Genomic DNA, 22,789 nt, shown 5'->3' with positions numbered 1-22,789 from the left:
GGGCGCCCGTCACAGCAACGTCGGATACGCCGGAGCGCAGCGCGGTCACGAGTTCCGCGGCCGTGTTGTGGGCGCGCGCGGCGGAGCTACACGAGGGCAGGCGCAGCCCAGGCGCGCCACAGTTGGTCATGGCTGGCCGCGTCGGCGGAGTTCGACACCCTCGGCGAGCAGGATGTTGCGCGTCTGGCTGTACGACATGCCGTGGGTGGTCGCAAGCTGACGGATCGACCGCCCGTTGAGATAGGCGTTGACCAACCCGGGTGGCGTCGGCGGCAGCAGGATTCTTGGTGGACGCAGGGTGACGCCGGCGTCGATCAGGGCTGTGCGGATCTTGCGGTAGCTGTAGGGGTAGCGCGCGACCAGGATTTCCAGAGTGTCCCCTGCGGCGTAGTGGTCCGAAAGCTCGTGCACGATGTCGACGGAGATCTCAGTAGGGAAGAGATCCGCCGGACGCGCATCGCTGTGATCGTCAGTCACCAGGTCACCGCCTCCCTGACCAGCTGATCCGTGGCCGTGGGGCCGCAGCGGACATCGCTCGCGCGCGTGTCACGGGTCGGCTTCCAGCCAACGGCGAAACACGCTCGCGCCGGCACCGAGTACAGCCACCGGAGCGAGGACGGCCACAACGGCTACCGCGACACTCACGGCTCCGGACGCTTTGGCGGCAGAAGATCGGCGCGCTGTGCGGCGACGAGTTCGGCAGCCGTGCGCGCGACCGTCTGGAGGGCAGTCACGTGCTCAGCCAGCCGGTCAAGCCCGAGCGCGGTGAGGCGGAGTTTGGTCCGGCGTCCTTCGACACGAGTCACCAGGTACCCGGCCGCGCGCAGACTCTCGACGTGCTGCGCGAAGCTCCGCTCACCAAGGCGCAACGCGCCCCGAACGGCGACGTCCTCGCACCAGCACATGTCTGCCAGCAAACATGCGACGAACAGCCGCACAGGCAGGAGAAGCAGCGGGTCAAGGTCCCGCTGAAAGGCAGGCACACTAGGTCGCTCGCCGGGCGTCATCGCTCCCCCGCCGGCAGTTCGGCGGTACCAGGACCAGGCGAACGGCGGAGGCAGGTCACGCAGGGCATCCCGACCGGGCGGTCCAACAATTCGAGTTCGCCGGGGCCGAACGTCTCGCCGCAGTACGCGGTCAGGCGCTCCGGCGCGGTCTCCTCCGGCGACAGCGGGAAGACGTGCACGACGCGGCGGGTTTCGCCCACTGTGCCGGGCAGCGGGCGCGCGATGATCAGGCGGGCCGTCATCGGGCGCCTCGCCGGGCGTGGTGATCGGCGGGAACGGGCGCGGTCGGGGCGCCGCCCGTTCCCGCCGACGTGGTGGTCCGGCCGCCCTGCGCGGGAATGAGCCGCACGCGTGGAGGCGGGCGCGGCGGCAGGACGGCCGGAGTCCGGAGGCTGCCGAAGAGGCGGCGCCACCGGGACGGCTCCCGATGGCGCGCAGGCGTGGGATCGGCTGGGCGGTTGCGGAGGCGGATCAACGCGAAGCAAGCAACACACGGACGACCAGGTGGGACCAGGCACGAGTCGATGAAGACTTCGTGCCCGCAGAGCGCGTGGTAGCGACCCTCGTGGAGGGCGACGCCGTGCGCGAACGCCTCGTCCGTGACGGCGTGGTCCAGGTCGTCGGCGACGCAGCGGTACCAGGTCACGTAAAGACGCGGCGGTCGTGAGCCATGCTCGCCGCTCGTCACGGTCACCCCTTCGGTTGTCGGATGTGTTGAAATCATCCAATCCGGAGCACCCGGCAGAGCCCAGAGCGCAAACGTCGGGGTTTCGTGGCACAGATGTGGCAGTCGACGCCTTCACCTGCTGATATGTCTGTTAGGCTGCGATCATCGTCAGCCAGAGCGAGGTGTTCGAGTGGTCAGCGTTCGTCGGCGCGAGGAGCTTGTTTCAGCTCGCAAGGCGGCCGGGCTGACTCAAGAGCAGCTCGCTGAAGTGATGCGCGTCGACCGATCAACGGTTATCAGGTGGGAGGCCGGCGACTACGCGCCACAGCCGTACCAGTGGCCGAAGCTCGCCAGGGTGCTCGGCCGCTCCGCCGACGAGCTGCGCGAGTTGATCGGCGTGCGCCCGGTCGCAGGTACGCCGCTGCTCGGATCGGCGCTTGAGCCTGCGTTCAGCTGGCTGGATCGGCAGGTCGGCTGGAGCCCGGGGACGACACGCGAGCGAGTGGAAGCACGGACACCAGCAGGTCGGCGCGTCCGGACACCGGTCGGTCGAAGTCAGCTCGCCGACGCCTTGGCGGGCTACTACGGTGATTCGCCTGCCGGGCATTCGACATACCAGGTCCGCTGCGGCGGGGTCCAGACACAAACCAGCATCCTGACCCGTCCAGGGTGGACGGAGTTGGCGTGTCCTCTGACGTTTCAGACCGACCGGCTCACATTGCTGTCAGACGTCGCGCGGCCGCGTCGTGGCATCGAAGAGAATGCGGCAGTTCGGCGGCTCGTGGAAGCTGCGGCGGATGATGTGCGGATAGCGGACGTACCGATCTACCGGCTCTCGGCGATCGAGTCTCTGCGGGACGCCATCGTGGGCAAGGTCGGGTTGGCCCCCTTCGTCGAGTACGCCTTGAGCGTGGATCTGCTTGAGCGCGAGTTGACCGACAGTTTGGAGGCCGGGAAGCACGTGCGGCCGGGGGATGCACCGTTGCGGGACAAGTACTTGCCCGACTTCGCGGCGGTGCTCGGTCTGGACGGGCGACTGTGCGCGGGCGGGGTACTCGCGTTGACCGCGATCGCGCGACCGGCCGACCCGCATCGCGGCGGACCGGACTACTTGCTGCTCGTCCAGGAGCGATCGGGGCGGGTGCTGAACGCGGCCGGCCGGTTGGCGGTCATCCCCAAGGCGTTCCACCGGCCGTTAGCGGACCACCGGGCGGACGCCCGGATTGGGGTGACGCTGCGACGCGAGCTGGAGAAGGAACTGTTCGGGCGCACCGACGTCGACAACACGGCGGGAGCGCAGCGCGCGGCCGACCCAATGCACCCGAGCAGGTTGTCGGCGCCGATGCGCTGGCTTACCGAGCTGGGGCGGATGCGGTTGGAGTGCACCGGGTTCGGTTTCAACCTGGTCAGCGGGAACTACGAGTTCGCCAGCCTGGTCGTGATCGAGGATGAGGAGTTCTGGCCGCGGTTCGGCGGTGACGTCGAAGCGAACTGGGAGGCTGCCGGGCTGCGGCAGTACTCGACACTCGATGGCGACTTGATCACCGAACTGATCAGCGACGAAACCTGGAGCAACGAAGGACTGTTCGCGTTCCTCCAGGGATTGCGTCGTCTCGCCGAGATCGACGGCGATCGAGTGCGGATTCCAGCAGTCGAATTAGGTGGCTGAGGGCCAACGGACGGTCAGGACGACCGAATCCGCCAGCGCTTCCCAAGAATGGTCGATTCCTGGACCCCACATCACGTAGTCACCTGGGCGGGTCATGGTCTTGCTGCCGCCGGTAACCTCCACATGAAACTCGCCGGAGACGAGCATCACCAACGTGGTCCGCTGGTCGTCAGACGTCCACTCGGGACGCTTGTCACCCGCAGGATGGTTGGCCCACTTCACTTCTACGTCCTTCGAGGCGCGGACACCCTGCGACGGGTCGATGAAGTGGCCGACCAGCCAGCCGCGGGTGTCGGCCGCGTCCTCGTTGGCGTTGCCGGCGGTCCAACCGTCGCTCACTGGCTGATCTCCCATTCGATCTCGGGCAGTTTCACACGCTCTCCGCCGATTTCAGCAAGGCGTCGGAGTCCTTGCGTCATGGCGAACAATCCTTCGTTGCTCCACGCTACATCACCCAACAACTCGGTGACGAGTTCCGCGTCGGTAGTCGAATACTGACGAAGAGTCGCGGATTCCCAGTTCGCTTCGACCACTCCCCCGTAGCGTGCCCAGAATTCTTCGTCGTCAACGACGATCAGGCTGGCGAACTCGTAGTTCCCGCTGACCAGGTTCAGGCCGAACCCGGTGCACTCCATCAGCAGGCGGCCGGGCTGTGCCATGAGCCAGCTCATCGGCTCGCTGAGCCTGGTCGGGTGCAGCGGGTCGGCCGACAAGATGTCGCCCAGTGTGTTGTCGATGTCCGGGCGGCCGAACAGCTCTTCTTCCATCTCGCGGCGGAGCGTGATGCCGACCTGCGCGTCTCGACGAACGTCGGTGAGCGGCTGGTGGAAGCCCTTTGGGATCACCGCGAGCCGGCGCGCGGCGTTGAGCACGTGGCCGGATCGCTCTTGGACCAGCAGGAGGTAGTCCGCTTCGCCACGGTACGGATCGGCGGGCCGGGCGATCGCCGTCAGTGCGAGGACGCCGCCCGCACACAGGCGCTCGCCGACGTCGAGCACCGAGCGGAGATCCGGCAGGTAGCGATCTCGAAGAGGCATGGTGGTCGAGCTGGTGGCTACGGCGTCCACCAGCTCGCCTTCGAGCAAGTCGACGGTCAGCGCGTAGTGCACGAACTGGGACATGCCGAATGTGCCGCCGAGCTGGTGTTCACGGATGTCCGTGCTCAGCAGACGGTAGATCGGGCTGTCGATCAGCCGGGTGTTCATGGATAGGGTCTCGGCGAGCCGCTGAACGGCGCGGCCGGCGGCGTGGTCGTCCAGGTCCAAGTCGGCTTCCGGCTGCGCGCTCGGAACCCGGAGCCGGTCATACGGCGGGCGCAGTTCGCAGTCCAGGTCCAGCCAGTCTTCGCAGGTCAGGACGCTGGTGTTCATGGCCAGATCGCCGCACCGCGCGGTGTACAGGCCGTGGTCGTCGAGTCGACTGCCGTAGTAGGTGGCCAGAGCTGCCGCTACGTCGCGCTGGCTGACCCACCCCCGCCGGGTGCCGCGGTCGTGGAGGTCTTGGACGTCGACGCTCGCGACTCGCTCGGCGACGGCGCGGCGTGCGGTGCCGGGCGTCCAGTGGGCGTGCCGGTCGAGCCATTCGAGTGCTGCGCCGATGTGGGGGTCCGCGGCGAGCCGCCGGTCAGCTTCCGTCGTGTCCGGCGTCGTCTCGGCGGCCGGAGCTTCGCCGATCAGCTCGGCGAAGCGGGCGCGCTCGGCGTCCGACGCCCGTTCATGCGCGGTGTCCAGGACCTGTTGCATCTCCGACTGTGGCCGCAGGTCCGGTTTCTTGTGCCAGGACGCGACCGTGCGCGCGCTGATTCCGAGGTGCTCGGCGAATCGCTCCTGGCTGAGCCGCAATGCCGACTGCAACGCGACCGCTGCGCGCCCCGTCCATCCCCCGGCCGGACTCATTGCTCTCCCAAATGTCGGCGATCTGCAGTGTTTGTGCAGTGGTGCTGCGGTGCTTGTACATGGGTTGCGGCGCCGTTCCGGCCTTGAATTAGAGGCATGGAAAACACCACGCTCACCAAGTCGCTAACGCTTCGGCCGGACGTGCTCAACGACCGTCGCAAGGCTCGATTGGACGTCCTCCAGCCGGTCGGTGATCTCCGCCAGGCGCTGTTCGAGCGCATCCAGCCGCGACCACAGTTCGTGGCCGTCGTCGGCCGGCTCGTCCGGGTGCGGCGGCGTGCGGTTTTGCAGCACCGCAAGCAGATGCTGCGGATGCCAGCCCAACGTCGTCGACAGCGCTTCGAGCGTGCGCGCGCTCCGGCGGCGCTCCACCGTGTGGTGCTGGAGCTCGCGCACGATCGCCTGCGACACGTGCGACCGCTCGGCCAGCTCGCGTTGTCGCCAGCCGAGTTCGTTCACGCGCATGTTGATCGCCTTGGCGACCGCCGCCCAGTCCTCCGTCACGTATTCCTCCGCGCTCCGCCTCAGCGCCGAGATTAGCGGTTCTTCAAGCCTTCACCACGTCGCCTAGCACTTCGTCGGCGGCGCGTCGGACAAACGCGCCCGTCGAAGAGCTGAAATCAACAACATAGTCTTGAAATCATCAGATTGGCCTTTCTCATGAACTCGCAAATCACCTTTCACACCATTCGAGAAGCAGCCTGGCTGCTCGGCGCGTCCCGCGCTGCGGTGAGCCGAGCGATCCGGACCCGCGAGGTGCGCGCCACCCGCTGCCGTTCCGGGCTCCGCGTGTCGTCGACCGAGTTGGCCCGACTGCTCGGCTCGCGTCAGGCCGGAGGTGCCGCATGAGCGCCGACGACCTGCACCTGATCGGGATCGCGTGGCGGCTGGACCGGCTGCGCTGGGTGCCGACCGATGTCCTGACCGACGTCGTGACCAGCGAGGGAGCCTGCATGTGGCCCCCGCCGGACGACGGACCACCCGACGCAAGCAGTGACACCGAGCTGGCTGAGCGGCTGTGCGGCGGGTGCCCCGTCCGGGACGAGTGCCTGGAGCTGGAATTACGGACGGCCGGCGTCGACACGGTCGGCGTCTGGGGCGGGACGACCGACGACGACCGACGCGCGCTGCACCCGCTCTGGCTGCGGCGCGGCGAGCGGACCGATCGGGGTGCGCGATGAACGGACTCACCGTGACGCCCACGCAGATCCTCGCCGGTGTCGGCGTGCTGCTCGTGTTGTTCTGGGTCTGGCGGGCCGGTTCCCGCCGGGCGAAGGCTGCCGCCGAAGCCGCTCGGAGCGGGGCGCGGCTCGTGTCGCTGGTCGGGCGAGTGCTGTTCAACGCCGGGTTGATCGTGGCCGTCCAGTGGGTGGTGATCGCTCACCCCGGTAGCCCGTGGCTGCTGTTCGCCGTGCTCGGGCTGCCGGCGCTGTTCGCCTCCTACGCGCTGACCCGTGCCATGACCGTGACCACGGTCGACACCTCGAAGCGGGGTGGTCGACGATGAACCGAGCGCAACGGCTCGCACAGGACGCTGCCGAAGCCGCGGAGGTGCGCGCATACCAAACCGATCCGGACGTCGTGGCGCTGCGGATCGAGCGTGTCCGGCGGCAGGTCGACTGGATGTGCTGGTCCGGGATCGTGCTCGGGCTCGCGTTCACGATGACCAACGTCCAGGGCTTCGCGTCGACCGGGACACGGCCAGGCTCGCTGCCATGGCTCGCGGCGTGGGTGCTGGACCCGACCGTCTCACTCGTTCTGCTGGCGATCCTGCGGGCCGAGCAGGTCACCGCGCGGTACCAGGTCCAAACGGGCGTCTGGGTGCGGCGGGCGAAGTGGTTCACGCTCGCGGCCACCTACGTCATGAACACCTGGACGTCGTTCGCGGCCGGGGAGGCTGCGGCGATCGTGCTTCACTCTGTGCCGCCGCTGGTCGTGTTCGTCGCTGTCGAAGCGATCACCGACCTGCGGGACAAGCTCACCGACGCTGTCCTGGTGGCGGCTGAACGGCAAGCCGTTCAGCCGGAGCCAGCGAAAGCTAGTCGGCGCGTGCTGTTCGCCGATTACCTTGCGATCGCTCGGGAGAGCTGGACGCCGGACGTCGAGATCACGCCGGCATGGGTGCGGCGGGCTACCGGCTGCTCACGCGGTTTGTCGCCCCGGCTGGCGCGGGCGTTGCGGTCGGAGGTCGGCAATGGCTGACTCGCTGCCGATCAAGGCCGACCCCGTGCTGGACGGCGAACTGGTCGACGACACGTTGCCTCAACCGCGTCGGCGAGAGCCGAAGACGAACCGCTTCGTCCGGTGGTGGCGGCATTCGCCGCGTGTGCCGTTGTGGCTGAAGAGCAAGCCGCAGGCCGTCCAGGCGGGCAAAGACGCCGTCGTCGGGCTGGTGAAGTCACCGTGGCGGTACGTCGGCGCGGTCGTTCGCGGCCTGGTCGTCGGGGCGCGGTGGTGGCGCGGCTGGGTCACCGTCCGGGACTACCGGACGGCGGCCGAAGAGTCGGAGAAGCTGGCCGACAAATTTACGGAGATTCGGGCGCTCACGTTGTTCCGTTGGAAAGTCACCGGTGCCATCGTGGTCGTTGCCGTCCTCGCGGTGGCTGTCGTGAACCTCGTGTACGGCACCGATCCTCTGTGGATCGGCGGCGCTGCGGCCTCCGTGGCGCTCGCGACCCTCGGACGTAGGAAGGACGGCAGCCCCGGTCGCAAGCCGGCGCTCGCGGGGCCGCGAACTCTCACGTGGACGATGGACCCGCAGGTCCTGGTGGACGCGTTCCGGGACGCGAAGCTGATCGGCAAGGACGAGGCGCTGCGGCTCGTCGAACGCGCGACGCGCGTCGGCGACGGTTGGGCGATCACCGTCGACCTTCCGGCCACCCGTAAGGCGGCCGACGTGGTGAAGAACCGGGATGCACTCGCGTCGGCGCTCGCCGTCGATGAGGTCCAGCTGATCGTCGAACGGGTTCGCGGCAACGGTGGGCACGCCGGGCGTGTGTCGATGTGGGTGGCTGATGAGGACCCGTACGCCTCACCGCCGTTGCGGACGCCGCTGCTCGGCGTGGCGCAGTGGGACGCGTGGCGGCCGATCCCGTTTGGCCGGGATGCGCGGGACCGGCGGATTGACCTGCCGCTGGTGTGGACGTCCCTGCTGGTCGGCGCCATTCCCCGGCAGGGCAAGACGTTTGCCGCGCGGCTCGCGGCGGCCGGGCTCATCTTGGACGCGTGGGTGCGGCTGTATGTGGCGGACTTCAAAGCCGGGAAAGACTGGGACGCGGCCGGCCTGGTGGCACACCGGTTCATATCCGGCGACGAACCCGAGCACGTTCTAGCGCTCGTGGACTGGCTGATTGAGCTGGTCGGCGAGGTTCAGACGCGGTTCCGGCGGATGCGCGACCTGGACGACCTCACGTGTCCGGAATCGAAGGTCACGCCGGAGATGTCACGCGACAAGGCACTGAACATGCCCATCACGGCCATCTTCATCGATGAGGTCCAGGTTCCGTTGGAGGACCGTACGCCCGTTGACGTGCAAGGAAAGAAGCTCACCGCGGGCGAGTACATCGGCGAGTTGCTGACGTGGCTCGCGAAGAAGGGACCGGCCGCCGGGATCGTGCTCGTGCTGGCGACACAGCGGCCGGACTCGAAGACGATCCCGTCCGGGTTGCGGGCGGTGCTCGGGTCGCGGTTCGCGCTGCGGGTGATGGACTGGCGCGACTCGAACATCGTGCTCGGCGAGCAGATGAACACGCGCGGGTTCGACTCGTCCCGGCTGCTGCCCTCACACAAGGGAGTCGGCATCCTGCGGCCGGACGGCGACACGTCCGCTGGCGCCGATGTGCTGGCCATGACGGTTCGGACGTACTACATGCCGAACGAGGACTGGCGGACCATCTGCGAGCAGGGCCGGACGCTGCGCGAGGCGGCGGGGACGCTCACCGGGCACGCGGCCGGGCAAGACAGCCTGCCGCAGCTCGACCACGCGGCCGCGGTCAAGGCAATCGGTGCAGGTCACATGGTTGACGCGGTTCAGTCGCCTGAAGAGCTGCCTGAAGTGCTTGCGTCGCTCGTCGAGTACCTGGGCGATGACCTGGGCCCAGACGGCAGGGACTTCGTACCAACGGCCGAGTTGCTGGACGCCCTGGAGATCGACCGGAAGACGTTCGCGCAGGAGATGACCGATCTCGGATGCCGGCCGACGCGAGACCGCGTGACCAGCGAAGACGGCGAGATCCGGCAGGTACGCGGATACCTCACGGCTGAAATCAGGAGCGCTATGAGCCGCGCGACCACTGGCACCGGGGCGGCAGACGAGGACGGCGAGCGATGAGCGCCGCTCGTTCCGAAGAGCCGCCGATCCGGGTTATCCTACCTGCTGGATTGCCTGAGCTGACGCCCGCTGTCGCGCGTGCACTGCTGGCCGTTCTGATCGAGGTTACTGAGGTGCCGGTGCTGGACGTGCCGGGAGAGGAGGTGAACCGTGGCAGCTGAAATCATCAGCGACCCGTGGTCGACTCTGGACGACATTTTGGGTCTTGAGGTCGCCGACGTGGTGGACGACGGGATCGGCGCAATGGCGGCCTACGGGCGTTGCTCAACCGAGGACAACCAGGACCCGGAGACCTCTCGCGGTTGGCAATTCGGGAACGCGCGCAAGTTCGTCGAGCCGCTCGGCGGGCAGATCGTGTCGGAGTTCTTCGACATAGGACAGTCGCGTTCCGTCCCATGGGAACGGAGGACGGAGGGCGCGCGACTGCTCGCGGCACTGAAGGACCCGCGACGCGGGTGGGACGCGATCGTGGTCGGCGAGGGCACGCGTTGTTGGTTCGGTAACCAGTTCTCCCTGATCGCGCCAAAGTTCGCGGCGTACGGCGTGGATCTGTGGGTGCCGGAGCTGGGTGGGAAGTACGACGCGCGAAACCCGTCGCACAAGATGCTGATGAGCGTGCTCGGCGGGATGAGCGAGTCCGAGCGCCAGCACGTTCAGGCGCGCGTCCGGGCAGCGATGGACGCGCAGGTGATCAACGAAGGACGGCATCAGGGCGGCCGGGCGCCGTACGGGTACATCGTCGTCGACAGTGGACCCCATCCGAATCCGCGGAAGGCAGCCGAGGGGTTCAAGTTGCGTGCTTTGGCGCTCGACGAGACGACGGTGGACGTGGTGCGCCGGATCTTTGCCGAGTACCTGGACGGCAACGGTGATCGGGCGATCGCCAACATCCTCAACCGCGACGGCATTCCCTGTCCCTCCGCGCATCGGCGGGAACAGAACCGGCACCGGCTTGCCGACGGCTGGCAAGGCAGCTCGGTGCGGGCGATCTTGGACAACCCGCGATACACCGGCTACGCGATCTTCGGGCGCTGGACGAAGCATGAGACGTTGCTCGACCCTGAGGACGTCGCTGCGGGCCACGTAGTGCGGTTCAAGCGCGCCGCTCCCGACCGGATCGTACGGTCGCGCCTGCAGGCACATCCGGCGATCGTGTCCGTGGAGACGTTCACGCAAGCTCAGCTTCTCCGCCGCTCGAAGTCGGCGGGTGGGTTGAAGACGGCGCGCAAGGCCGAGCGCGGCGGCCGGAAGACTGCGCGGGCGTATCTCCTGCGCGGTCTGCTCCGATGCGGGGTGTGCGGCCGGAAGATGCAAGGCGCCACGATCAGGAAGGGCTCCTACTACCGCTGCACCTCACGGACCATGGCGCCCGGCTCACCGAAACTGGCGGACCACCCGACGACGGTCAATCTGCGCGAGGGCGTGGTCGTCGAGGCGATCAACGGATGGCTTCACGAGTTGTTCCACCCGGACAACCGCGACCGAACAGCGACCGCGCTACTCGGCTCGGACGGCAGTCAGGCCAACGGTGGTCCGCTCGAAGCGGCGCGAAACCGGCTGACGGACGCGGAGGCGAGGCTTCAGCGGTATCAGGCCGCCATCGCGGCCGGCGTCGAGCCCGAAGCACTCGTCGACCCGATCAACCAGGCACAGGCAGAACGAGCGGCCGCGAAAGCGCAGATCGAGAGCGTTCCAGCCGACTCGACGGTAGGCCGTGCGGAGATCTACGCGAGGATCGATGCACTCGGCGACGTCTGCGGGACACTGGCCGACGCGACGACGGCAGGCATGAGCCGCCTGTACCGGGCGCTGAACCTGGAGCTACGCTACGAACCAAAAGAGCTGGCCGTCTATGCGACGGCCAGCCCGGGTGTAGATAGTGCGTGTGTCCGAGGGGGGACTTGAACCCCCACGCCCATTAAGGGCACTAGCACCTCAAGCTAGCGCGTCTGCCATTCCGCCACTCGGACCTGCTGACGAAGAGACTATACGACGCTCCGGGCTCCGGTTTCAGGGGGGTCCGGCATCCTGGGCCGGGCGGGGTGGCTATTTTTCCCTGTTGATCATCAACAGGGGCGGGATCGGGGTCGTGGAGGGGGCGGACGGCGCGGGGGCATCGCCGGGACGATGCGGTTGAGCGGCGATGAGTCCGCCGGCCACTGCTCAGCGGCTCGACACAACGGGGGCTTTGGGCGTCGGGGCCACGTGCACGCGCCGATTTCGTCTGCAACTCCTAGGGCGGCACCATCGCGCTCAACCTCGCCGCGAAGTACCCGGAGCGGGTGCGGTCGCTGGTCGTCACCGGGAGCATGCCGGTGTTCTACGGCCCGCTCGCCCCGTTGCCCGAGGGCGGACGGCGCGGCCGCAACGCCTACTACGGCGGCGAAGGCCCGACGCGCGAGAAGATGCGTCACGTCATCCCCAGTCTCGAATGGTACGACGGCGACCAGCTCCCCGAAGCGACGCTCGACCTGCGTTACGAGCAGAGCCTCGACCCCGGCGAGCGCGAGCTGGCCGGGATGTCGGCCTCGCCCCGCGGCGACTCGCGGCTGGAGCTGTTCGAGGAGTGCGGGCACTGGCCGCAGCACGAGCAGGCCGCCCGCTACAACCCGCTGAGCCTGGAGTTCCTGCGCAAGGCCGCCGTATGAGGGCCGCGCGGTTCCGCAGCTGGGGCTCCGCGCCCGTCGTGAACGAGGTCGCCGAGCCGACGCGGGCGGCGGGCGAGGTGCTCGTCGACGTGCAGGCGGCGGCGCACCTGGACACCACCGTCGCGAATGGGACTCTCGACCTCAAGCCGGCCCTGCCGTACACCGGCGGGGTCGAGGGCGCGGGCATCGTCGCCGAGTGCGACGCGGGCTCCGGCCTGGAGCCGGAGGACCAGGTGATGCTGCGCGGCGGCGGCCTCGGCCTGCGGCGCGACGGCACCTGGACCGAGCGGGTGAGCGTCCCGACCAAGGCGGTGACCCGGCTGGAGGCCCCGCTCGCCCCCGAGGTCGCGGCGGCCTTCTTCGTCCCGGCGACGACCGCGTTCGTGGTGCTGCACGACGTGGCGCGCCTCGGCGAGGGCGAAGAGGTGATCGTGGTCGGCGCGGCCGGGTCGATGGTCGCGCAGCAAGCCCGGCTCGCCGGGGCGGAGGTGACCGGCGTCGTCGGCCGCGCGGAGCAGCTAGCCGCTCTGCCCGACGGGGTCACCGGCGTCTGCCTCGACTCGACCGAAGACCTCGATCGCCTGGCCGCGGACCGCCCGGCGCCCCTGCTGGTCGACACGCTCGGCGGCGACGGGCTGGTGGCCCGCACCCGCTGGGTCCGCCCGGGCGGGCGCGCGGCGGTGATCGGCTACGTGACCGGCACCGAGATTCGGGTGGACCTGCCGTCCTGGCTCCTCGACGACGTCGCGCTGCTGCCGGTCAACATGATCCGGCAGGAGCGGCGGGCCCGCGAAGCCGCCGGTGACCTGGTGAAACGCCTGTCCGCGGGCGAACTCCGGGTGGCGGTGCAGAAGTACGCCCTCGCCGACGCGGCCCTGGCCCTCGAAGACCTGCGGGCCGGGCGGTCCTGGTCCCGTAGCCGGTCCGGTGAGCGGGCCTGGCCCCATGCCTGGTGACCCGATGACGGCGAACAGCGTGCTCGGCAAGGTCCAGCTCATCCTCGAGGCCTTCGGGCCCGAGGACGAGCACCTGAGCCTGACCGAACTGGCCCGGCGCTCGGGCGTCGCGAAGGCGCCGGTCCACCGCCTGGCGCAGGAGCTGCTGAGCTGGGGCGTGCTGGAACACGGCGCGGCAGCGACTACTGGCTCGGCATCCGGCTGTTCGAGACCACCCAGCGGGTCCCGCGGCAGCGCATCCTGCGCACCGCCGCCCGCCCGTACATGGAAGACCTCTGCCAGGCCACGAACGAGACGATCCACCTCACCGTCCCGGGTGGCCGGCCGCATGCCGATGCACTGCACGGCCACCGGCAAGGTCCAGCTCGCCCACGGCCCCCGCGCCCTGGTCGACGAGGTGCTCGCGTCCCCGCTGGAACGGCTCACCCCGCACACCGTGAGCACTCCCGGCCTCATGCTGCACGAACTGACCCGCGCCCGCGCGAACGGCTACGCGGTCGAGTACGAGCAGACCCGCGTGGGCTTCGTGAGCGTGGCGATCCCGCTGACCGGCGCGACCGGCCTGACGACTGGCGCGCTTGCCGCCCGGTGACCAAGCCGGGTCGTACAGCGCCGGCGGGCCGGCCGCGGAGGCTTGACTGTCCACATCGGATTCCGAGGTCCGGGTGACGCCTTGTCCTGCCGCGAATAGCCGTCACTCCAGGAGAAGAGCGGGGGCGGAACGGCGATAGCGTGGTCAGCGCCGGGTCAGCGAACGGGGAGTGGCTGTGCGCGTTCTGTTAACCACCGTCGGCTTGGCGGGCCACCTGTTCCCCTTGGTCCCGCTCGCCTGGGCGTTACGCGTTCGCGGGCACGAGGTTTTGGTCGCCACGACCGGGGATTTCCTGCCCACGGTCCTGCGCGCGGGGTTGCCGGCCCGCGCGTGGAGCAGCTCCGGTCCGGTCGCGGACCTCGTCGCGGCCGGTCGGCTGCCGGGTGAGGAACAGCGGTTCGCGCATGGGCTCGCGTTCGCCGGGGTCGCGCGGCGGAGCCTGCCCGGGGCGGAGGAACTCGTCCGGGAGTGGCGCCCGGACCTGGTCGTCAGCGAACGCGCGGAGCTGGCGGGTCCCCTGGTCGCCGCCCGGCACGGGCTGCCCCGCGTCGAACTGCACTGGGGGGCCGGACGGCTGACGGAGTACCGGTCCGCGTGGGAAACCGAGTCGGCCGCGCACACGCTCGGCGCCCCCGACGTCGTGCTCAACCCCTGGCCGCCGAGTCTGCGCGCCGCCTACGCCGAAAACCACCAGAGCATCCGCCACGTGCCGTACAACGGCGACGCGGCCGTGCCGCGCTGGGTCACCGGCCGGCGGCGCTCCCCCCGGGTCTGCTTGACGTTCGGCACGCTGCTCCCCCACCTCGGCGGGCGCGACCTCGGCGAATTCGCGGTACCGCTGCTCCGGCGGCTCGGCTCGCTCGAGGTCGAGCTCCTGGTCGCGATCGACGACCGGGTCGCCGCCGGCTGGCCGGCCCTGCCCGACCGGGTGCGCTACGCGGGCAGGCTGCCGCTCGCCGAGGTGCTGCGCACCTGCGCCGTCTCGGTCAACCACGCCGGCCAGGGCACTTCGCTCACCGCGCTCGGCGCCGCGTGCCCGCAGGTGATGATCCCCCAGTTCGACGACCAGTTCGACAACGCGGCGGCGACGGCCAAGGCCGGAGCCGGACTCATGCTCCTGCCCGAGGAAACGACCGCCGACACGGTCCACCGGGCCTGCGAGGCGGTGTTGCGGTCGGCCGGGCACCGGACCGCCGCCGGGCAGATCGCGGCGGAGATCGCCGCGCAGCCCAGCCCGGCCGAGGTCGCCGCCGGGCTGGAGAAGCGGTTCTGAACCGGAAACGGACCCGCCCGGGCGACCGGGCGGGTCCGTGGCATTGTCTCGGGCCGGGCACGCGCAGCACGAAAGCGTCCGAGTGGACCGGAACTCGCCAAAGCATCCGGGCCGAACCGGGAACGCACCCGCCCGGACGGGTCCGCGGCACGGCCTCGGACCGGGCACGCGCAGCACCAAAGCGTCAATGCGGACCGGAATTCACCGCTTGGCACCGAGCTGCCGCTCGAGGACCGCGGCCCTGGCGTATTCGGGCAACCGGCCCGCTGCCCGCGCCTCGGCCAGCGTCGGGGCATCCCGGTCCCGGGCCGAGAGGACCGGGCCGTGCTCGAAGTCCGGCAGCGGGAGCCCCAGCGCCGGGTCGAGCGGCGAGATCGCCAGTTCGTCCGCCGGGCGGTACTCGGCCGAGAGCAGGTAGCTGATCACGGTGTCGTCGGCCAGTACGGCGAACATGTGCGCCACCCCGACCGGCAGGTACACCCCGTAGTGCTCCGCCGCGCTGAACCGCACCGAATCCCACTGCCCGAACGTGGGCGACCCGGCCCGGATGTCCAGCACGATGTCCAGCGCCTCGCCGGCGGGCGAGTACACGTACTTCGCGGTGCCGGGCGGGGTCGCCGTGTAGTGGAGTCCCCGCACGACACCGCGGCGCGACGTGCTGTAGCTGTGCTGCCGCATCGTGAACAGCGGGTGCCCCGTGAAGCTCTCGAACACCGATTCGCCGTACGGCGAGAGAAACGCCCCGCGGTCGTCCTCGTGCGGAACGATCTCGAACTTGAACGCGCCTTCGACGCTGAGCGGCCATGCCCGCACTCGTGCGCTCCTTCGCTGCTCAGACTGCTCGGACTGCTCGGACGATTGCTCAGACGACCCGGACGTCCGGGACGTAGAGGATCCACCGGCCGCCGGCCCGCCGGAACTCCTGCTCTCGCGCCATGATCTCGTCGGCGTGGTTCCAGGCGAACAGCACCGCGTAGTCGGGGTAGCCGGCCGAGAACCCCTCGGCGGGCTCGACCGGGATGTGCGCGCCCGGCGTCAGCAGGCCCTGCTTGGCCGGCGTCGAGTCGTACACCCGCGAGATCAGCTCCGGCCCGATCCCGCAGAAGTTGGTCACCGTGGCGCTCTTCGCGGTCGCCCCGTACGCGGCGACCCGCTTGCCCTGCCGCCGCAGGCCGGTCAGCAGCCCGACCAGATCGTCGCGGACCTCGCCGACCCGGTCGGCGAACCCCCGCAGGGTGGCCGGGTCGGCCAGTGCCTGCGCGCGTTCGGCCGCGATCAGCTCCCCGACGGCGGCTGCGGGCGGGCGGGCGCCGGTACGCGCGAACGTGTACCTGACCTCCCCGCCGTGCACGGGCAGCCGGCGCACATCCACCAGGTCGAAGCCGAACCGGCCGCCCGCCCGCCGGAGCGAGTCCGCGGTGAAGAAGTAGAAGTGCTCGTCGTAGATCTGGTCGAACGAGGTCTTCCGCACGATGTCGCCGAGGTACGGGTCCTCGAACACGAAGACGCCGTCGTCGGCCAGCAAGGCGTCCACCCCGCGGAAGACCGAATCCAGGTACGGGATGTGGCAGATGGTGTTGGCCGCGAAAATCACGTTCGCCGGACCGTGCTCGCGCCTGGTCTCGGCCGCGGTGCGCTCCTCGAAGAAGTCGGCGCGCACCTCGATCCCCTTGCCCCGGGCCACCTCGGCGACCCCGCCGGACGGTTCGAAGCCGAGATGCCGGACGCCCGCGTCGCTCACCGTCCGCAGCAGGACACCGTCGTTGCACCCGATCTCCACCGCGAACGCGTCCGGCCGGGCCAGCTCGGTCTCGAGGAAATATTGGGCGGTGGCGGCGAAGTGCTTGCGCATCACCTCGGAACCCGAGGAGTAGTAGGGATAGCCGAAGTGGAACATCCGCTCGCGCGGCACTTCCTCCATCAGCTGGACCATCGTGCACCCGGAGCACCGGCCGACCGCGAGCCGGAAGAAGAACTCCCGGTCCGCGTCCGCCCCGTGCAGGAAGGCGTCCGACAGCGGCTGCCGGCCGAGGTCGAGGAATTCGGCGACGGCACCACCGCACACCCGGCATCGGCCGGTGCCCGGTCCCGATTCGGCTCCACTGGTCACAACACACCTCTCTCCGGTCCGGCGGCGCCGTCCCTCAGACCTCGTTCAGCACCGCGATCAGTTCTTCGATCACCTGGTCCTGCACGTGCCCGGGCAGGGACGGGTACATCGGCAGGGAGAAGATCTCCCCGGCCAGCCGCTCGGTGACCGGCAGGGACCCCTTAGCGCAGTCCAGGTGGGCGAAGCCCGCCATCGTGTGCACGGGCCAGGGGTAACTGATGTTGAGCCGGATCCCCCGCGCCCGCAGCCGCTCGAGGATCCGGTCGCGCTCGGGGTGGCGCACGACGTAGACGTAGTAGACGTGGTCGTTGCCCGGTGCCGGGCGCGGAAGCAGGAGACCGCCCTCGCCGGTCACGGCGGCGAGGCCTTCGGCGTAACGCCGGGCGACCCGGCGCCGGCCCGCGATGTACTCGTCGAGCCGGCCGAGCTTGCGGCGCAGGATCTCGGCCTGGACTTCGTCGAGTCTGGAGTTGAACCCCGGGGTCTGCTCGACGTAGTACACCTCCCCCATGCCGTAGTAGCGGAGCCGTCGCACCGCCGCGTCGACTTCGCTGCTACGGGTGAGGACAGCGCCGCCGTCGCCGTAGCCGCCGAGCACTTTGGTCGGGTAGAAGGAAAACGCCGCGGCATCGCCGACGCTGCCCGCGATCCGGCCGCGCCCGCGCGCCCCGTGCGCCTGGGCGCAGTCCTCCAGCAGGACCAGGCCGTGGTCCGCGGCCAGGCGCTCCAGGGGCGCCAGGTCGACGCACTGGCCGTACAGGTGCACCGCGACGATCGCCTTGGTGCGCGGCGTGATCGCCGCCGCCACCTGCTCGGTGTCCATCAGGAAGTCCGCGGCCCGGACGTCGACGAACCTGGTGACCGCGCCGATCCCGTCGATCGCCACCACCGTCGGCGCGGCGGTGTTGGACACGGTGATCACCTCGTCCCCGGCGCCCACGCCCAGCGCGAGCAGCGCCAGCCGGATCGCGTTCGTCCCGTTGTCGACGCTCGCGCAGTACGGCATCCCGTGGTAGCCGGCGAATTCCTGTTCGAAACCGGCCACGCTCTTGCCGAGCACGAGCTGCCCCGACTCGAACACGGTCTCCACCGCGTCCAGGATGTCGGCGCGCTCGTTCCGGTACTCCGGCAGGTAATCCCAGACCTGGACGGCCATGTGCCTCAGTCCCCGGCCCGGCTCAGATGTACTGGGTGTTGGGCTCGAGGCCGCACGCGACCCGGCCGTACAGCTCGGCGTTCGTGTCCGGGTGCATGATGGCGTGAAGCCCGATCGTCTTGATGTCCCGCTCGATCCGCTGGATCGGCACGTCGTGGTAGACCGACGAACCGCCGCTCGCCACGGCGAGGATGTCGACGGCCTCCTTCGCGCGCTGGGTCGTCATCCCCATCTCCAGGCGGATCCGGGCCCGCTGCTCGACCTTCCACGGCTGCTCGTCCGCCGCCGAGCGGTCGATCATCGCGGCGGCGTGGCCGGCGTGGAACTCCGCCTCGTTCACCTTGGTCAGCGCCTCGGCGACCTGCAGGTGCGTCAGCGGGGCCTCCTGCTGGCTCGTGTACTCGGTGTAGGTGATCTTGCGGCCGGGAAGGCGCTCGAAGAACGCTTCCTTCGCCGCGTACGCCAGGCCCAGCGGGGTGCCCGTGATGGTCGCGCACGCCGTCGGCATGAACGGGGCGCGGAAGACCGGCGAATCGGCGTTCAGCGTCGAGGACGCGTTGCCCTGCAAGACCGGTTCGAGCAAGAGCATGCGGTCCTGGGGCACGAAGACCTCCTCCGCGATGGTGGTGATGCTGCCCGAGCCGCGCAGGCCGACGGTGTGCCAGTCGTCGACCACCGTGAGGTCGGCCATCGGGACCAGGATCATGACCGGCTCGAACCGGCCGTCCGGGTGCGCGATCACCGCGGCGTTCGAGTTCCACGTGCTGTGCCGCGCGCCGCTGTTGAACGACCACTTCCCGTTCACCGTCAGGCCGCCGTCGACGGGCGTCGCGACGGCGGTCGGGCTCAGTGCCCCGCAGATCCGCACGTCGGGCGAGGTGAACACCTCGTCCTGCGCGCTGTCCGGGAAATGCGCCGCCATCCAGCTGCTCAGCGCCCACACGGTCGAGACCCACGACGTGGACCCGCACCCGCGGGCCAGCTCGGCGAGGACCTCGACCACGGTGCCCATGTCGGACTCGTAGCCGCCGTACCTCTTGGGGACCCGCATCCGCAGGATGCCCGCCGCCGTGACGGCGTCGATCACCTCGTCCGGGAGCCGCCGGTTCTCGTCGACCCACCGGGCGTTCTCCTTCAGCAGCGGAACCAGGTCGGCTGCCCTCTTCGTGAGCTCGGTTCGCGACGGTGCGCCAGTCATAGTCCTCGATCCTCCTCGTCAGGCCGCCGCGCGGTTACGGCAACAACGGACCAGAAACCCTCTGGGAGTCCCGTTCATGGTGCGCCGCGGCGAGCGCTTTCCTCACCCTCTGGATTGCGGAGCCGGAAAGTGCTCGCACAGCAGGGAAAAAGTGCCGCGGCCGGGTCAGGACCCGGCCGCGGCACCATGCTGTACGGGTCGGCTCAGCGACGGTTCGCTTCCGACGCTGCGCCGGTTTCGACGCCGTCGGGCGCGGCCGCCGGTGGGGCGGTCTCCTCAGCGCTGGACGGAATGTGGCGCAGCTTCGCGACCGCGAGCGCGGCGATCCCGGCGGCGACGGCCGCGGCGACGACCGCACCGGCGTGGAGCCCGTCGGCGAACGCGTCGCGCGCGGCCGAGAGCAGGCCGTCGCCGGCAGCACCCGGCAGCTGTGTGGCCGCGGTGACGGCCCCTTCCAGGCTTTCCCGCGCCGATCCCGCGGCCACGGCCGGGGTTCCGGGCGGCAGACTGTCCACTATAGACGCACGGTACACGGCGGTGGCGAGGCTGCCGATCACCCCGATGCCCAGCGCGATGCCGAGGTCACCGGTGGTCTGCGCGATCGCCGAGGCGGACCCGGCCTTCTCCGGTTTCGCCGAGCCCATGATCAGGCCGTTGCCCAGCGCGGTGATCGGCCCGGTGCCGAAGCCGATCAGGATGTTGCCGGCCACCACGACGGCGAGATCGCCCCCGCCGCCGGCCAGGGTGAGCAGCAGGTACCCGGCAGCGCCCGCGACCAGGCCGCCCGCGATGACGAACGCCGGGCGGATGCGCTTGACCAGCAAGGGAGTCGCCATCGAACCGGCCACGATCGCGACCGAGCCCGGGATCAGCCACAGCCCGGCCTGCAACGGGGACAGGCCGACCACGAGCTGGAAGTACAGGTTGATCAGCAGCGCGGTGCCCGCCATGATCATGCCGTTGAGCGTCAGCCCGATCGCGCTCGTGCGGAACGCGCTGCTGCCGAACAGCATCAGGTCCAGCAACGGCTCCGCGAGCCGGCGCTGCCGCCGCACGAACGCCCAGCCCACCGCCAGGCCGGCCCCCACACACACCAGGTACCACGGGCTCCAACCCTCGACCGCGAGCCCCTTGAACCCGTAGACGAACGGCAGGATCGCGGCCAGCGACAGCGCGACGCTGACCAGGTCGAGCCGGCCCGCGGTCGGGTCGCGGAATTCCGGCAGCAGGATCGGGCCCGCGATGAGCAGCAGCACCATGATCGGCACGCCCATCAGGAACACCGAGCCCCACCAGAAATTCTCCAGCAGGACCCCGCCGATGATCGGGCCGATGGCCGTGCCGCCGGTGAAGCAGCTGACGAAGACCGCGATCGCGACCCCGCGCTGCTTCGGGTCGCGGAACATGTTGTTGATCAGCGAAAGCGTGGACGGCATCAGCGTCGACCCGGCGATCCCCAGCAGGGCGCGCATCGCGATCAGCATTTCGGGGCTCGTCGAGAACGCGGCGCCGGCCGAGGCGGCGCCGAACAGCGCCGCGCCGATGAGCAGGAGCTTGCGCCGGCCGATCCGGTCGCCGAGCGTCCCCATCGTCACCAGCAGGCTCGACACCATGAAGCCGTAGATGTCGGTGATCCACAGCTGCTGGACGCCGCTCGCGCCGAGACCCGCGCTCAGGTGCGGCAGCGCCACGTACAGCACGCTGAAATCGAGTGCGAACAACAGGACCGGCAGTGCGAGCACGGCGAGACCGATCCACTCGCGCCGGCCTGCCCGCAGGGGGACGTTGTGCTCCATCGGCTCATCCTCCAGTCGTCCTCCGGGCCGCACCAGTGCACAACGCACCTCGGCGGCCATGCGTTCTTAACGGGTGGCCGCGCCCGGCCGCCCGACGTCGACGGCCCCGCTGGTCAGCACCGAAAGCAGGGTGCGGGCCTGCACGTTGACGTAGTTGCCGTGCTTGACCAGCGCGCTCAGCTGGCCCGGCGTCACCCACTGGTAGCCGGGCGGGGCCGCCGCGGGAGCCTGCGCCTCGTCCGCCTCGACGATCAGGTACCGGGTCTCCGCGCGGAAGAAGCGCCCGCCTTCCTCCGAGTGGACGGCGTCGTAGCGGACCCGGTCGCCGGTCGCCGACAGCACCAGGTCGACGAACTTCAGCCGGTCCGAGCCGTCCTCGTGGAACTCGGGTGTGCACTGCACGGTCGGGCCCAGCTCGACGGTGTTCTGGAAACCGCCCTCGATCCGCGCATCGGCCAGCACGTGCGGCACCCCCTGCAGGCGGCGGACGACAAACGCGGCCACCCCGGTGCCGATCGGCTCGAACAGCGGCTGGGTCCAGCCGCCGACCTCGCGGTTCCGCGCGGTCACCGAGACCGCGACCACCCGGAAGAACCGGTTGAGCTCGTGCTCGATCGCGGTCGCGCCGCGCCGCCAGTTCGCCACCGCGGCCAGCGGGATCCGCCGGGACCACAGGTCGTGCCGGGCGCGCTCGGCGGTGAACCACGACCGCAGCTCGGTGTCCGAGCGCAGTGCCCGCTGCTCCTGCGGCAGGCTCGGCGCGCAGGCCAGCACCGTGCGCGAGTCCATGTTCACCAGGTTCGGGTGGTGCAGCAGCTCGCCGATCTGGCCGAGGGAGAGCCAGCGGTAGTCGTCGTCCACCGGAACGTCGTCGAACACCTCGACGATCATGTTCCGGTTCGCCTTCCGGAAGAACCAGGCGCCGTGCTCCGACTGCAGGACGTCGACCAGCACCCGGCCCCGGCCCGGGTCGAGGAACCGGTCCAGGTGCTTCACCGCGTGGCCCCGGTGCACCTTCGTGTAGTTGCTCCGGGTGGCCTGCACGGTCGGCGACAGCTGGAACAGCCCGGGGTTGCCCGGCTCCATCTTCACCTGCATGAGGAAGTGCAGCACCCCGCCGAACTCCTTGGCGAGCAAGCCGAGCATGCCGATCTCGGGCTGCACGATGATGGGCTGCTGCCATTCGCCGGTCGCCCCGTCGTCCACGGTGACGTGCAGTCCCTCGACGCTGAAGAACTTCCCGCTGTCGTGCACGAGGTTCCCGGTGTCCCGCTGGAAGCTCCAGCCGGCCAGTCCGGCGAACGGGATCCGGCTGACCCGGCACGGGTTCGCCAGCGCGCGCTTGGCGACCCAGTCGAGGCATTCGCCCGTCGCCAGGTCGACGCCGACGCCGGTGGTCGCGGCGGACGCGGCGAACCGGGCGGCGAGGTCGTCGTCCTCGCGCGCCCGCAGCACCCGCGGGAGGGCGCTCTGGCGCCCGGTAACGCTTCGC

23 protein-coding genes and 1 tRNA gene are annotated in these 22,789 nt (G+C 69.9%); 11 read left to right on the top strand and 13 right to left on the bottom strand.

Going from position 1 to position 22,789, the window contains the following annotated elements; translation table 11 throughout:
* Positions 1–126: 126 nt before the first annotated feature.
* From OG371_RS36650 to OG371_RS36640, 3 genes are all read right to left on the bottom strand, one after another.
* Entirely contained in the window at positions 127–477 is a 351-nt protein-coding gene (locus OG371_RS36650) for a helix-turn-helix domain-containing protein (RefSeq protein ID WP_329060419.1), read from the bottom strand.
* Between the two features lie 164 nt (positions 478–641).
* The gene (locus tag OG371_RS36645) at positions 642–1,007 is read right to left on the bottom strand and encodes a MarR family transcriptional regulator (RefSeq protein ID WP_329060417.1); all 366 of its coding nucleotides are present in this window, start codon (positions 1,005–1,007) and stop codon (positions 642–644) included.
* On the bottom strand, positions 1,004–1,249 hold the full coding sequence (locus OG371_RS36640; RefSeq protein ID WP_329060415.1) for a hypothetical protein: 246 nt from the start codon (positions 1,247–1,249) through the stop codon (positions 1,004–1,006). The genes OG371_RS36645 and OG371_RS36640 overlap by 4 nt, the downstream gene beginning before the upstream one ends.
* A 696-nt stretch (positions 1,250–1,945) precedes the next feature.
* Here OG371_RS36640 and OG371_RS36635 point away from each other — a divergent pair.
* The gene (locus tag OG371_RS36635) at positions 1,946–3,343 is read left to right on the top strand and encodes a helix-turn-helix transcriptional regulator (protein WP_442876200.1); all 1,398 of its coding nucleotides are present in this window, start codon (positions 1,946–1,948) and stop codon (positions 3,341–3,343) included.
* Here the strand turns inward: OG371_RS36635 and OG371_RS36630 are convergent.
* The 3 genes from OG371_RS36630 to OG371_RS36620 all read right to left on the bottom strand — a co-directional run bounded on the left by OG371_RS36630 (position 3,332) and on the right by OG371_RS36620 (position 5,742).
* Positions 3,332–3,682, bottom strand: coding sequence for a cupin domain-containing protein (locus OG371_RS36630; protein ID WP_326950973.1), 351 nt, complete (start codon positions 3,680–3,682; stop codon positions 3,332–3,334). The genes OG371_RS36635 and OG371_RS36630 overlap by 12 nt on opposite strands.
* A complete protein-coding gene (locus OG371_RS36625; protein ID WP_329060406.1) occupies positions 3,679–5,238 on the bottom strand; it encodes a transcriptional regulator in 1,560 nt (519 codons plus the stop codon). The genes OG371_RS36630 and OG371_RS36625 overlap by 4 nt, the downstream gene beginning before the upstream one ends.
* Before the next feature lie 123 nt (positions 5,239–5,361).
* Complete coding sequence (locus OG371_RS36620; RefSeq protein ID WP_329060404.1) at positions 5,362–5,742, bottom strand: helix-turn-helix domain-containing protein; 381 nt, start codon at positions 5,740–5,742, stop codon at positions 5,362–5,364.
* 341 nt (positions 5,743–6,083) lie between these two features.
* Here OG371_RS36620 and OG371_RS36615 point away from each other — a divergent pair, with 341 nt between their 5' ends.
* Genes OG371_RS36615 through OG371_RS36590 form a run of 6 tightly spaced genes read left to right on the top strand, consistent with a single transcriptional unit; the run spans position 6,084 to position 11,473 of the window.
* Positions 6,084–6,419, top strand: a complete 336-nt coding sequence (locus OG371_RS36615; protein ID WP_329060402.1) for a WhiB family transcriptional regulator — start codon at positions 6,084–6,086, stop codon at positions 6,417–6,419.
* The gene (locus OG371_RS36610; RefSeq protein ID WP_072479910.1) at positions 6,416–6,745 is read left to right on the top strand and encodes a hypothetical protein; all 330 of its coding nucleotides are present in this window, start codon (positions 6,416–6,418) and stop codon (positions 6,743–6,745) included. The genes OG371_RS36615 and OG371_RS36610 overlap by 4 nt, the downstream gene beginning before the upstream one ends.
* Entirely contained in the window at positions 6,742–7,440 is a 699-nt protein-coding gene (locus tag OG371_RS36605) for a hypothetical protein (protein WP_329060394.1), read from the top strand. The genes OG371_RS36610 and OG371_RS36605 overlap by 4 nt, the downstream gene beginning before the upstream one ends.
* Positions 7,433–9,568 (top strand): cell division protein FtsK, encoded by a 2,136-nt coding sequence (locus OG371_RS36600; RefSeq protein WP_329073372.1) that lies wholly within the window; start codon positions 7,433–7,435, stop codon positions 9,566–9,568. Before OG371_RS36605 ends, OG371_RS36600 begins: the two co-directional genes overlap by 8 nt.
* Complete coding sequence (locus OG371_RS36595) at positions 9,565–9,729, top strand: hypothetical protein (RefSeq protein ID WP_329060392.1); 165 nt, start codon at positions 9,565–9,567, stop codon at positions 9,727–9,729. Before OG371_RS36600 ends, OG371_RS36595 begins: the two co-directional genes overlap by 4 nt.
* A complete protein-coding gene (locus tag OG371_RS36590; protein ID WP_329060390.1) occupies positions 9,719–11,473 on the top strand; it encodes a recombinase family protein in 1,755 nt (584 codons plus the stop codon). The genes OG371_RS36595 and OG371_RS36590 overlap by 11 nt, the downstream gene beginning before the upstream one ends.
* On the opposite strand, the gene OG371_RS36585 is transcribed toward OG371_RS36590, so the two are convergent.
* Positions 11,455–11,538, bottom strand: a tRNA-Leu gene (locus tag OG371_RS36585). The genes OG371_RS36590 and OG371_RS36585 overlap by 19 nt on opposite strands.
* Positions 11,539–11,850: 312 nt before the next feature.
* Between OG371_RS36585 and OG371_RS36580 the strand changes: the two genes are divergently transcribed.
* From OG371_RS36580 to OG371_RS36565, 4 genes are all read left to right on the top strand, one after another.
* Positions 11,851–12,216 carry an alpha/beta fold hydrolase gene (locus OG371_RS36580; protein WP_329060388.1) on the top strand — a complete coding sequence of 122 codons (366 nt, stop codon included), beginning with the start codon at positions 11,851–11,853 and terminating at the stop codon, positions 12,214–12,216.
* Complete coding sequence (locus OG371_RS36575) at positions 12,213–13,172, top strand: quinone oxidoreductase family protein (protein WP_329060386.1); 960 nt, start codon at positions 12,213–12,215, stop codon at positions 13,170–13,172. The genes OG371_RS36580 and OG371_RS36575 overlap by 4 nt, the downstream gene beginning before the upstream one ends.
* A gap of 4 nt (positions 13,173–13,176) precedes the next feature.
* A complete protein-coding gene (locus tag OG371_RS36570) occupies positions 13,177–13,764 on the top strand; it encodes an IclR family transcriptional regulator domain-containing protein (protein WP_329060384.1) in 588 nt (195 codons plus the stop codon).
* A gap of 175 nt (positions 13,765–13,939) precedes the next feature.
* On the top strand, positions 13,940–15,037 hold the full coding sequence (locus tag OG371_RS36565) for a nucleotide disphospho-sugar-binding domain-containing protein (RefSeq protein WP_329060382.1): 1,098 nt from the start codon (positions 13,940–13,942) through the stop codon (positions 15,035–15,037).
* A 201-nt stretch (positions 15,038–15,238) separates the two neighbouring features.
* Here the strand turns inward: OG371_RS36565 and OG371_RS36560 are convergent, their stop codons facing one another.
* The 6 genes from OG371_RS36560 to OG371_RS36535 form a co-directional block, all read right to left on the bottom strand.
* Positions 15,239–15,850 carry a dTDP-4-dehydrorhamnose 3,5-epimerase family protein gene (locus tag OG371_RS36560; protein WP_329060379.1) on the bottom strand — a complete coding sequence of 204 codons (612 nt, stop codon included), beginning with the start codon at positions 15,848–15,850 and terminating at the stop codon, positions 15,239–15,241.
* A 49-nt stretch (positions 15,851–15,899) separates the two neighbouring features.
* Positions 15,900–17,147: a class I SAM-dependent methyltransferase gene (locus OG371_RS36555; protein WP_329060377.1), complete on the bottom strand. Its 1,248-nt coding sequence runs from the start codon at positions 17,145–17,147 to the stop codon at positions 15,900–15,902.
* A 34-nt stretch (positions 17,148–17,181) separates the two neighbouring features.
* The gene (locus OG371_RS36550) at positions 17,182–18,303 is read right to left on the bottom strand and encodes a DegT/DnrJ/EryC1/StrS family aminotransferase (protein ID WP_329060376.1); all 1,122 of its coding nucleotides are present in this window, start codon (positions 18,301–18,303) and stop codon (positions 17,182–17,184) included.
* Positions 18,304–18,325: 22 nt separating this feature from the next.
* Positions 18,326–19,501, bottom strand: coding sequence for an acyl-CoA dehydrogenase family protein (locus OG371_RS36545; RefSeq protein ID WP_329060373.1), 1,176 nt, complete (start codon positions 19,499–19,501; stop codon positions 18,326–18,328).
* 203 nt (positions 19,502–19,704) lie between these two features.
* Entirely contained in the window at positions 19,705–21,297 is a 1,593-nt protein-coding gene (locus tag OG371_RS36540) for an MFS transporter (RefSeq protein WP_329060371.1), read from the bottom strand.
* A gap of 66 nt (positions 21,298–21,363) precedes the next feature.
* Entirely contained in the window at positions 21,364–22,752 is a 1,389-nt protein-coding gene (locus OG371_RS36535) for an NDP-hexose 2,3-dehydratase family protein (RefSeq protein WP_329060369.1), read from the bottom strand.
* Between the last annotated feature and the right edge of the window lie 37 nt (positions 22,753–22,789).

Source organism: Amycolatopsis sp. NBC_01480, from assembly GCF_036227205.1.
Taxonomy (GTDB): Bacteria; Actinomycetota; Actinomycetes; order Mycobacteriales; family Pseudonocardiaceae; genus Amycolatopsis.
This window is presented reverse-complemented; position numbering and strand designations above follow the sequence as displayed.